The organism is Streptomyces bohaiensis, from assembly GCF_012033785.1.
Taxonomy (GTDB): domain Bacteria; phylum Actinomycetota; class Actinomycetes; order Streptomycetales; family Streptomycetaceae; genus Streptomyces; species Streptomyces bohaiensis.
In genome coordinates, this window is the sequence record NZ_JAAVJC010000163.1 from 1 (window position 1) to 10901 (window position 10901).

Consider the following 10901-nt stretch of genomic DNA (forward strand, 5'->3'; position numbering starts at 1 on the left):
GCCGTCCGGCGCGGTCGGCTGCGCGGCCGGCCGGTCGGAGACAGGGCGCGACGCGTCCCCGTTCCCGTCCTGCGCGTCACCGGCGCTCCGTTCGCCGCCGCGTCGCCCGAAGGGGCGCGACGCGGCGGCGAACGGGGCACGGCGCTTCCGCTTCGGCTCCGGGGTCGCGACCGCCGAGGGCGCTGTCGAAGAGCTCGCCGGGGAGCCGTCCGGCGCGCGGTCGACCGCCGGGACGGCGGCGGCGCTCCCCGGTGAATCTCCCGCGGTGCCACGTTCCCGGGCGGGGTCCGGGGCCGCGCCGGGACGGCGGGCGTCCTGGCCGCGGCGCACGCCGCGCAGCAGCCGGCCGCCGCGCCGCCGCGCCGTGCCCTCCGCATCCTCCGGTGTCTGTCGCAGGTTCAGTGACGGTTCGGCCGGGGCGTCGGCCGCCGACCCGGGGGTGCCCGAGCGGCGGAGCGCCCGGCGGGTGCGACGCGGGGGGCGGGGTGCACCGGCGGCCGGTGGCGCTGCGCTGTCGGCGCTGCCGGGGCTGTCGCCTCTTGTCTCCGCCTCGGCGGCGGCTCGCACCGCGTCCCTGCTGTCGGCGCGCCGTTCCCGCCGGGAGCGGCGACGGAGCGTCCGGCCCGACCCGGCGTCCCGCTGCGTGTCCCGGTCGCCGGCCCCCCGGCCCGTGTCGCGACCTGCCCGCACGCCCAGCGGCCGCAGCCGCCGGGCCGACCGCGGCCCCGCCCGCCGCCCCGTGCCGGCGGTCCGGTGGCCCCGGCCCGTGACCACCACTGTGCCGCCGCGCCGGGCGGCGCCCATGAGCGCTCCTACTCAGTCGGGTACTCAGACCGGCTCCGGGCGCCGCTGGGTACCCGCGCCGACCGGCGGCCGGACCGGCGCGTCGACCGCCGTGACCCCGGCAGTAGGGTGCCGTCCATGGCAGGGATCGTGGTGGTCGGCGCCGGTGCGGGCGCCCTGGCGGCGGCGGCACGACTGGCGACGGCCGGCCACCGGGTGACGGTGGTCGAGCGCTCGGAGTCGGTGGGCGGGGCCGTCGGCGCGTACCGGAGGGACGGCTTCGTCTTCGACACCGGTCCGGGGCTGCTGCACTTCCCGGCGGTCTGGCGTGACCTGTTCCTCAAGACGGGACGGGCCGCGCTGGAGGAGTGCGTCGAACTGCGCCGGGTCGACCCCGCGGTCGAGCACTGGTTCGCCGACGGCACCGCGCTGCGACTGCCCGGCTTCTCCCGCGCGGGAGTGCGACGGACGCTGGACGAGGCGCTCGGCAGCGAGGCGGGGGAACGGTGGCACGGCGTCCTCGGGCGGGCGCGCGGAACATGGGAGGCCACCCGCCGCCCCCTGCTCGAGGAGCCGCTGACGGCGGCCGCCCGACAGGCGGCGTACGAGGACCCCTACCCGCTGCGCCGGAGCGGCCTGCTGCGGCGCCGGGCGCGGACCCTGGCCGCCATGGCACGGGACGAACTGCGGCACCCCGCCACCGAGGCGCTGCTCGCGTCGGTGGTGCGCCGCCACGGCCTGGACCCGGGCACCGCGCCGGCGTCGGCGGCGGTCCTCGCGTACGTGGAGGAGACCTTCGGGACCTGGTACCCGGTCGGCGGGATGCGGGCGCTGATCGCGGCCGTGCGGCGGCGTTGCGAGGAGCGGCGGGTGGTGTTCGAGCTGGGGGCGGAGGCGGTCCGCGTCCTGGAGCGCGACGGCCGCGCGGCCGGGGTGGAGCTGGCCGACGGCCGGCGCCTGGCCGCGGAGACCGTGGTGTGGGGCGGGGCCTGGCCCGGTTCCGGGCAGCCGCGCGGCACGGCTGGGCGGCTCGTGGTGCTGCTGGCGCTCCGCGGCCCCCACCCGGCCGGCACCCCGCACCGCACCGTGGTCCACCCACCACCGGGAGCCGCAGCGGTGCCCGGGCCGGCGGTGACGCTCGACCGCCCGGACGACCCGGCCGCCGTCCCCGACCCGGCGCACGCCACCGCGGTCCTCACCACGGAGGTGGCGCCGCACCGCACCGGTGCGCCGGCCGCGCACCCGGACGGGAAGGGCGACCGCGTCGACTGGGACGCCCCCGGCGCCGCCGAGGCGTACGCCGACCGGGTGGTGGACCGGGCGGCGGCCGCCGACCCGACGTTGCGGGACCGCGTGCTGTGGCGGGTGGTGCTCACCCCCGCCGATCTGGAGCGCACGACCGGTGTGCCCGGCGGCGTGGTGGCACCGCCGGTGCTCGCGGGCGCCGGGGGCGCCCTGCTGGCTCCCGCGACGGCCGGCCGGCTCCCGGGCGCCTACCGGGTCGGCGGCCAGGCGCATCCGGGCGGCGGTCTGATCCACGCCGGGATGTCCGGGGCGCTCGCCGCGGGGCTGATCGTCGAGGGCCCGCGGTGGCAGGGCTCCTACTGAGCCGCGGCGGGCACGGCCCCGAGCGGCGGCCCCGCGGGGCCGCCGCCGTCAGTAGCGCTGCTGGTCGTGGGGATGCCCCTGCTGGTGGGGGGAGTTGGGGTCGTACGCCTGCTGGTACTCGTCCGGCATGACGGTGTCCCGCTGCTGCGGGACCCAGACCCCGCCCGGCGGGGTCTCCTGGTAGTAGGGCCCGGGAGGGGGCCAGGGGCCCTGCCCGCCGGGGGCGCCGGGCGGCGGGTACTGGGTGCCGTAGCCCTGGGTGGTGGGGTCGGGGTAGCCGCCCTCGGCGTGCCCCGGGGGGTAGCCGTAGCCGCCGGGTTGGGCGTGCTGCGGGTGGCCGCCCGCGTGCGCCTCGGAACCGGGGTTCCCGTAGCGCTCGTACCCGCTGCCGTCCGCGTTGCTGTTGGCGTAACCGCTGTCGCCGTAGCCGCCGTTGTCGGAGTACCCGCCGTTGTCGGAGTACCCGCCGTAACCGGACCCGGTGTCGGAGCCGGCGTCCCGGTAGCCGCCGCGGTCGTCGTACCCGGGGTGGCCGCCGCCCTGCGCGGGGAACGCGGCGGTCTCGGCGTAACCACCGCCGTCGCCGCCGCTGCCGTAGCGGCCGTCATTGCCGTAACCGTCGTTGCCGTAACCGCCGTCGTTGCCGTAGCGGGCGTCGTCGCGGTAGCCGCCGTCGTTCCCGTACCGGCCGTCGCCGTCGTTGCCGTAGCCGCCGTCGTTGTCGTACCCGCCCCGGGCGTGGCCGTCCTCGCCGTACCCGGCACCGTACCCGTCCTGCGGCCCGTCCTGCCCGTACCCCGTGGCGTGGTCGTCCCGGTCGGCGGAGCGTGCCGTGCCGGGCTCGGTGTCGCGGTGGGCGACGTCCCGGGCGCCCGCGCCCACGGTGCTGCCGGGCCCGTCCTCGCCCCAGGTGTCGTGCGGCCCGCCGTGGCCGCCGGGCGGCGGGCCGTGGCCTCCCGCCTCATCGGGCACCGGGGCCATCGGCTCCATGCCGCGCCGCCGTCGGCTGCTGCCGGGCTTCCCGCCGATCGACCAGCCCGTGGAGAAGCCGTTGCGGAACGAGAGGGTGACCAGCGTCTGGCCGGTCGCGAACGCCAGCGCGCCGAGGGCGATCACCGGCACGTTGTGGATGATCACGCCGAAGACCACGCCGAGGAATCCGCAGAAGGCCAGCACCCGCCAGCGCAGCCGCGCCTTGTACTGGAGGAGCACCTCCCCGAGGAGCCACAGGGCCACCAGTCCGAAGGCGAGATAGAGGACTGTCCAGCCCATCTGCCGTCCTCTCGTCAGTGCGCGGGGCCACCGTCCCCCGTGGTGCCGGGGCGCCGGTGCAGGCCCAGATTGCGGTAGATGTCCAGCGTGGCCGTGGACCGGTTGAGGGTGATGAAGTGCAGACCGGGAATGTCCTCGTCCATCAACCGCTCGCACAGCCGCGTCGCGTGCTCGATTCCCACCGAGCGTACAGCGCCCGGGTCGTCGCGGACCGCGTGTACGCGGTCCGCCAGATCCGCCGGGAACGTGGCGTTGCTCAGCTGTGAGAAGCGTTCGATCTGCCGCACGCTGGTCACCGGCATGATCTCCGGAATGATCGGGGTGTCGCAGCCGGCGGCGGCGACCCGGTCCCGCAACCGGAGGTAGTCGTCGGCGTCGAAGAACATCTGCGTGATGGCGTAATCGGCGCCGGCCCGGCACTTGTTGACGAAGTGTCGGATGTCGGTGTCCCAGTCGGCGGACCGGGGGTGCATCTCGGGGAACGCGGCCACGCCGACGCAGAAGTCCCCCGACTCCTTGATCAGCTCGACCAGTTCGGCAGCGTAGCCGACTCCTTCGGGGTGCCGCACCCACTCCCCCATCGGGTCGCCCGGGGGGTCGCCGCGCAGCGCCAGCATGTTGCGGATGCCCGCGTCGGCGTAGCGCCCGATGATGTTGCGCAGCTCCGCCACGGAGTGCTCGACGGCGGTGAGGTGCGCGACGGGGGTCAGCGTGGTCTCGGTGGTGATGCGCTCGGTGGCGCGAATCGTTCCCTCGCGGGAGCTGCCGCCCGCACCGTAGGTCACCGCCACGAACGTCGGAGCAACCGCCTCGACGCGGCGGATCGCCTCCCAGAGCACCCGCTCACCCTTCTCGGTGCGCGGGGCGTTGAACTCGAAGGAGTAGGAGCGCTCACCGGCCGCCAGCAACTCGCGGACGGTTCGCGCGTGATCATGTCGGACGGACGGGATTCCCAGGGCCATGCCGCCACGGTAGCCAGCGGCGCCGCCCGATGGCGATCACCGTCCGTGGAGTGGACGTCGCGCCAGCGCGCGGACCAGCTCGGTGGTGGCGGCAGCCGGGTCGGACGCCTCGGTGAGGGCGCGCACCACCACCACGCGGCGGGCGCCGGCGTCGAGGACGGCGTCGATGTTCCCGGCGTCGATACCGCCGATGGCGAACCAGGGGACGTCGCCCGCGCGGGCCGCCGCGTAGCTCACCAGTGGCAGGCCGGGCGCGGGGCGGCCGGGTTTGGTGGGGGTGGGCCAGCAGGGCCCGGTGCAGAAGTAGCCGGTCTCCGGGTCGGCGAGTGCCGCGTCCACCTCCGCCTCCGTGTGGGTGGAGCGGCCGATGAGGACGTCGCCGCCGACGATCGCGCGCGCCGCGGGGACCGGGAGGTCACCCTGGCCGAGGTGGAGCACCGGCGCGCCGGCGGCGTGGGCCACGTCCGCCCGGTCGTTGACGGCGAGCAGTGCGCCGTGGCGGCGGCAGGCGTCGGCCATGACCTCCAGGGTCGCGAGTTCCTCGGCTGCCTCCATCCCCTTGTCGCGCAGTTGCACGATGTCCACCCCGGCGCCGAGGACGGCGTCGAGGAACGAGGGGAGGTCGCCGCGCTCCCGGCGGGCGTCGGTGCACAGGTAGAGCCGGGCGTCGGCGACGGACACGGGTGCCTCTCGGGTGGCCATGGGTTCCTCGGGTCGGGTGCCGGGCGGGCCGGGGCGGTGGCCGGTGGCCGGTGGCCGGTGGCCGGAGCCGGTGCGGCACGGCGGTCCTGCCGCCGTGCCGCACCGGCTCCCGGTCGGACGGGTCAGACCGCGAGGGCCTGTGCCCGCCGCTTCACCTCGGTGCCGCGGTTCTCGTTGAGCGCCTGCGCAGGCGTACCGGGGAGGGTGTCATCGGGGGTGAACAGCCACTCGATCATCTCCTCGTCGGAGAAGCCGTCGTCGCGGAGCAGCGTGAGGGTGCCGGAGAGCCCCTTCACGATGCGGTCCTCGCCGATGAAGTCGGCGGGGACGTGCAGGGCCCGGTTCTCACCGCGGCGGATCGCGATCAGCTGGCCGTCCTTCACCCACTGCCGGACCCGCGTCACCTCCAGGTCGAGCCGTTCGGCGATGTCGGGCAGGGTGAGCCATGCGGGGACGAGTGCGTCAATCTTCGGATCAATCTCGGTCACACCCACAAGCGTGCCATCCCCCGGCGACAGCGTCACCCAGAACCCCCGCATCACGGGGCATCCGGAGCACGGTGAGCCGACGGCGAGGGCTCCCCGCCGGGCCGCCGCCGGGCCGCCGCCGGGCCGCTCCGTCAGCGCACGGCGCGCTTGAGGGGGATCGCCGGGTCCGCCACCGCCGCCGGGTCCACCAGCGCGCGCTGCTCCACCAGCCGCCGTCCCTGCGCGAGGTCGCGCGGCCGGTCGACGGTCAGCACCGCCGTCAGCGTGCCGTCCGGTGCGGTCCAGCACACCGTCCACCCGTCCTCGCCCGCCGGCGAGCCGCGGTGCAGCAGCCGGTCGGTGGGCGAGTGCAGCCCGGCCGACTGCACCATCCGCCCGAACTGCCGCGACCAGAACGTGGGGACCGGGTCGTACGGCGCGGGGTCGCCCCCGGTGATCGCCGCGGCCACCGTGGCGGGGCCGTGCAGCGCGTTGTCCCAGTGCTGGACCAGCAGCCGGCGCCCGTACCGGGCGGAGGGGAACGAGGCACAGTCACCGACCGCGTACACCCCGGGCGGACCTGCCCGCAGCCGGTCGTCCGCGAGGACCGAGCCGTCCGCCCCGAGCGGGACGCCGGTCCCGGTGAGCCAGCCCGTGTCCGGGCGCGAACCGACGGCCACCAGAACGGCGTCGGCGGGCTCGTGGCCGCCGTCGGCGAGCCGCACGCCGTCGGAGCGCACCTCGGTCACCGGGGTGCCGGTGAGCAGCCGCGCACCGGACTCCCGGTACCAGCGACGCATCGGTTCCGCGGCCTCGGCCGGCAGCACGCCGGGCAGCGGGGCACCGGCGGCCTCGACCACGACGACCTCGCAGCCGGCGGCGCGCGCCGTGCTGGTCACCTCGGCCCCGATCCACCCCGCCCCGACGACGACGAGCCGTGCGCCGGGCACCAGCGCGGCGCGCAGCTCCCGTGCGTCGTCGAGGGTGCGCAACAGGTGCACCCCCGGGGCGTGCGCGGCGCCCGGAAGTGCGCGAGGGGCGGCGCCGGTCGCGATCACCAGGTGGTCCCAGGCGACCGGTCCGGCGTCGGTCTCCAGCCGCCGGCCGGCGGTGTCGAGCCCGGTCGCGGCGACCCCCGTCCGGAGCCGGACACCGAGGGCGTCGAGGTCGGTCTCCAGCCAGGAATCGGCCACCTCGCCGGTCAGCAGTTCCTTGGAGAGCGGCGGCCGGTCGTAGGGGCGGTGGGGTTCCGCCCCGAGCAGGTCGATGCCCCCCTGCCAGCCGGCGTCCCGCAGATGGGAGGCGGTGTGCACGCCGGCCAGGCCGGCCCCGACGATGACGACTCGCTCGTTGTTCACGGCGGCCAGCCTCTCACGGCCCCCGGGCGCCGCCCCGGGCGACGGCGGTGGTCGCGTGGGGGGCGGGCCGACGCCGTGAGCCGGGCGGGCGTGGCTCAGCGGCCGTGCGGCTGCTCCACCACGCGGGAGGTGCCGCTGCCGGGCCGCGACTCCCACTCCCAGGTCTCGTCGACGGCGAGCCGGCCGTCCGGCAGTTCGCGGACCTCCCCGACGCAGTGGCCGGACGCGGTGGTGCCGTCGGTCAGCAGCTGCACGTAGCGGAAATCGAGGCGGTCGCCGTCCCTGGTGCCCAGCAGCACACCTCGCTCGACGGCGCCGCCGGCGTACTCGGCGTGGATCCGGCCGTGTGCCTCGCGGTAGTGGAACCGGGTGCCGGTGCCCACCTGGTCCGGGGCCTGGTCGGCGTCGGGGACGAGCACGCGCCCGTCGAGTGATGCGGCCATGGGCCTGCCTCTCGGTCGGGCCGCCGCGGCCGCCCCGCCGGCTGCGGGGCCCCGGGTACTACGCTGGCGGCAGACGGGTTCGCACCGTACCCCGCCTCCGGCAGGGGGTCGGCGCGCGGGCCCGCGTCCCACGGGAGCCCGGCGCACCGGGCTGAGAGGGAGGCTGCGGCCTCCGACCGCACAACCTGACCCGGATCATGCCGGCGTAGGGAGAGGAGCAGTTCACCATGGCGTGCCCAGAGCAGCGGCCGACCGGCCCGACAGGCACGACGCCCCCGCCACCGGGCCCGCCGGACGCGGATGCCGGGGACGGCCGGTCCGCCGCGGGACCCGCCCTCTCCGGCGGCGCGGCCACCGCGCTCACCACCGACGTCCTGGTGATCGGCGGCGGCATCATCGGGCTGACCGTCGCCTGGCGCGCGGCGGGGCAGGGGCTGTCGGTGGTGGTGGCCGACCCGGAGCCGGGCGGCGGCGCGGCGCGCGTCGCGGCCGGGATGCTGGCCGCGGTCACCGAACTGCACTACGGCGAGGAGGCGCTGCTCGAGCTGAACCTCCGCTCCGCCCGCGCGTGGTCTCAGTTCGCCGGCGAGCTCTCGCAGGCGGCGGGAACGGGGACCGGCTACCGGCCGTGCGGCACGCTGGCTGTCGCCCTCGACTCCGACGACCGGGCCCAACTGCGCGAACTGCACACGCTGCACCAGCGGAACGGACTGACCTCGCAGTGGTTGACCGGCCGGGAGTGCCGCCGGGCCGAGCCGATGCTCGCGCCCGGTGTCCGCGGGGGGCTGCGGGTCGACGGCGACCATCAGGTCGACCCGCGCCGGGTCACCGACGCGCTGCTGGTGGCCTGCGGCCGCGCCGGGGTCGCGATCCACCGGGCGTCCTCGCGGCGGTTGACGCTGCGTGCCGACCGGGTGACGGGGGCGGAACTCTCCGACGGGACCGTCGTCTCGGCCGGGACGACGGTCGTCGCCTGCGGCAGTCGCAGCGGCGACCTGCCCGGGCTGCCGGAGGCGGCACGGCCGCCGGTGCGGCCCGTCAAGGGCCAGGTGGTGCGGCTGCGGGTCCCGGCCTCGCGGGCACCGTTCCTCTCCCGGACCGTCCGGGCGGTGGTGCGCGGGAGCGCGGTCTACCTGGTACCGCGCGCCGACGGTGAGCTGGTGATCGGCGCCACCTCCGAGGAGCAGGGCTGGGACACCACCGTCACCGCGGGCGGCGTGTACGAGCTGCTGCGCGACGCGCACGAACTCGTTCCGGGACTCACGGAGCTCCCGCTGACCGAGACCTGCGCGGGGCTGCGGCCCGGGACGCCCGACAACGCCCCGCTGCTCGGCCCGTCGGTCGTGCCGGGGCTGCATCTGGCCACCGGGCACTACCGCAACGGCGTGCTGCTGGCCCCGGCCACCGGCGAGGCGCTGGCGCAGTCGCTGACCACCGGGACGCTGCCTGCGTACGCGGCGCCCTTCGGCCCCGAGCGCTTCGCCACCGGCGCCGCGCCGGTGGACCATCCGCGCGCCGAGTCGCGCGCGGCGGACGATCTGACGGGAGCACGGCGATGAACGACCCCTTCGCGACCGGACCGGCACCGGCGGAGGCCGGCACGGTGCGGCTGTCGGTGAACGGCACCGCCCGTGACGTCCCCGAGGGCACGACGCTGGCCGCCGTGGTCGCGGAGCTGACCGGTGGGCGACCGCCGGCACCGTCCGGCGACGGGCAGCGGGCCGCGGGGATCGCCGCGGCGCTCAACGAGGCGGTGGTACCGCGCGGCGCCTGGGACCGGACGCCGGTCCGGGACGGTGACCGCGTCGAGGTGCTGACCGCCGTACAGGGAGGCTGACATGACCGACACAGCGACCGACGACGCGCAGCCGACCGGCAGCGGTGCCGCGCCCGAGACCGGTACGTCCCCCACCGACGACCCGCTGGTCATCGGCGGACACACCTTCACCTCGCGCCTGATCATGGGCACCGGTGGCGCCACCAGCCACGCCGCCCTCCGCGCCGCGCTGCTGGCCTCGGGGACCGAGCTGACCACGGTCGCGATGCGAAGGCTCGACCCGGGGGTGCAGGGCACCGTGCTGTCCGTCCTCTCCGAGCTGGGCGTGGCGGTGCTGCCGAACACCGCGGGCTGCTACACCGCCGGGGAGGCGGTGCTCACCGCGCGCCTCGCCCGCGAGGCGCTCGGCACCGACCTGGTGAAGCTGGAGGTCATCGCCGACGAGCGCACCCTGCTGCCGGACCCGGTGGCGACGCTCGACGCGGCGGAGGAGCTGGTGGACGACGGGTTCACCGTGCTGCCCTACTGCGGTGACGACCCGGTGGTCGCCGTGCGGCTGGCGGAGCTCGGCTGTGCCGCGGTGATGCCGCTCGGCTCCCCGATCGGCTCCGGGCTCGGCATCCGCAACCCGCACAACTTCCGGCTGATCACCGAGCGGGTCGACGTGCCGGTCATCCTCGACGCCGGCGCGGGGACCGCCTCCGACGTCGCGCTCGCCATGGAGCTGGGCTGCGCCGGGGTGATGCTCGCCTCGGCGGTGACCCGGGCGCAGCGTCCGGCGGTGATGGCGGAGGCGATGCGCGACGCGGTGCGGGCGGGGCGGCTCGCGGCGCTGGCCGGCCGCATTCCCCGGCGGCACTTCGCGGAGGCGTCCTCCCCGCAGGAGGGCATCGCTCACCTGGACCCGGAGCGGCCCGCCTTCACCTCCTGAGCCGCCGGCGGCGGCCACCGGCGGCAGATCACGCGCCGACCGGGCAACGCCCCTGGTGACCGGCGGTGTCGGTGGGGTCGGATATTCTCCGGCCACCGGCGAGGGCCGGTACCCGGGTCGCTGCGCGAACAGGTACCCCGCCGGGGACGGCGGTTGGTGCCGGGGGCGGTGTCGCGAACGGGTCGTCCCGAGGAGACAGCTGTGACCACACCCACCCCCGACGAGAGCGGCGCCGCGGGAGCGGAGAGACCCGAACCGGAGAGCAACGGGGTGGCGCCGGGGGCCGCCGCTGCGACGACCGGGGCGACCGACGGCCCGGTGACGGACGCGGAGGCCGCCGGCACGGCGCGGCCGACCGCGGGTACCCCCGACCGGCTCGTCAAGCGCGGCCCTGCCGCACCGAAGCCGACGCAAGGCAGTGAGAGCGGTGCCGCCGACGACGCGGCTGCCGCCGCGCCCCGTCCCCCGGCCGCTGCGCCCGAGGAGGCGCCCGGTGCAGGCGCCCCCGCCGGCACCCCGGCCACCACGCCGCAGGCCGCGAGCGCCGACGACGACGCGGCCCCTGCCGCTCCCGCACCGCAGCCGCCCGGCGCCGAGG

10 protein-coding genes, 1 pseudogene and 1 riboswitch are annotated in these 10901 nt (G+C 77.0%); of the genes and pseudogenes, 5 read left to right on the top strand and 6 right to left on the bottom strand.

The features are described from left to right. Nucleotides 1-921: 921 nt before the first annotated feature. Nucleotides 922-2391 (top strand): phytoene desaturase family protein, encoded by a 1470-nt coding sequence (locus HCN52_RS16750; RefSeq protein WP_209314636.1) that lies wholly within the window; start codon nucleotides 922-924, stop codon nucleotides 2389-2391. A gap of 48 nt (nucleotides 2392-2439) precedes the next feature. On the opposite strand, the gene HCN52_RS25530 is transcribed toward HCN52_RS16750, so the two are convergent. The 6 genes from HCN52_RS25530 to HCN52_RS16780 all read right to left on the bottom strand — a co-directional run bounded on the left by HCN52_RS25530 (nucleotide 2440) and on the right by HCN52_RS16780 (nucleotide 7595). After that, the gene (locus tag HCN52_RS25530; protein WP_245175216.1) at nucleotides 2440-3663 is read right to left on the bottom strand and encodes a hypothetical protein; all 1224 of its coding nucleotides are present in this window, start codon (nucleotides 3661-3663) and stop codon (nucleotides 2440-2442) included. Between the two features lie 14 nt (nucleotides 3664-3677). Beyond that, nucleotides 3678-4625, bottom strand: a complete 948-nt coding sequence (metF, locus tag HCN52_RS16760) for a methylenetetrahydrofolate reductase [NAD(P)H] (protein ID WP_168089265.1) — start codon at nucleotides 4623-4625, stop codon at nucleotides 3678-3680. A gap of 36 nt (nucleotides 4626-4661) precedes the next feature. Next, nucleotides 4662-5327, bottom strand: coding sequence for a thiamine phosphate synthase (gene thiE, locus HCN52_RS16765; RefSeq protein ID WP_168089266.1), 666 nt, complete (start codon nucleotides 5325-5327; stop codon nucleotides 4662-4664). Between the two features lie 122 nt (nucleotides 5328-5449). Beyond that, nucleotides 5450-5815, bottom strand: a complete 366-nt coding sequence (locus HCN52_RS16770) for an Rv2175c family DNA-binding protein (RefSeq protein WP_168089267.1) — start codon at nucleotides 5813-5815, stop codon at nucleotides 5450-5452. 131 nt (nucleotides 5816-5946) lie between these two features. Continuing rightward, complete coding sequence (locus tag HCN52_RS16775) at nucleotides 5947-7152, bottom strand: NAD(P)/FAD-dependent oxidoreductase (RefSeq protein ID WP_376767142.1); 1206 nt, start codon at nucleotides 7150-7152, stop codon at nucleotides 5947-5949. A gap of 95 nt (nucleotides 7153-7247) precedes the next feature. Further along, complete coding sequence (locus HCN52_RS16780; protein WP_168089268.1) at nucleotides 7248-7595, bottom strand: avidin-fold protein; 348 nt, start codon at nucleotides 7593-7595, stop codon at nucleotides 7248-7250. Nucleotides 7596-7716: 121 nt separating this feature from the next. After that, nucleotides 7717-7824, top strand: a riboswitch (TPP riboswitch). Here HCN52_RS16780 and thiO point away from each other — a divergent pair. The 4 genes and pseudogenes from thiO to HCN52_RS16800 all read left to right on the top strand — a co-directional run. Beyond that, nucleotides 7823-9154, top strand: coding sequence for a glycine oxidase ThiO (gene thiO / locus HCN52_RS16785; protein ID WP_168089269.1), 1332 nt, complete (start codon nucleotides 7823-7825; stop codon nucleotides 9152-9154). Its footprint overlaps the riboswitch before it by 2 nt. Next, nucleotides 9151-9432 (top strand): sulfur carrier protein ThiS, encoded by a 282-nt coding sequence (thiS, locus tag HCN52_RS16790; protein ID WP_168089270.1) that lies wholly within the window; start codon nucleotides 9151-9153, stop codon nucleotides 9430-9432. The genes thiO and thiS overlap by 4 nt, the downstream gene beginning before the upstream one ends. A gap of 1 nt (nucleotide 9433) precedes the next feature. Next, nucleotides 9434-10303, top strand: a complete 870-nt coding sequence (locus tag HCN52_RS16795) for a thiazole synthase (RefSeq protein ID WP_168089271.1) — start codon at nucleotides 9434-9436, stop codon at nucleotides 10301-10303. Nucleotides 10304-10504: 201 nt separating this feature from the next. Beyond that, a pseudogene (locus HCN52_RS16800) lies at nucleotides 10505-10901 on the top strand (hypothetical protein); the annotation flags it as partial.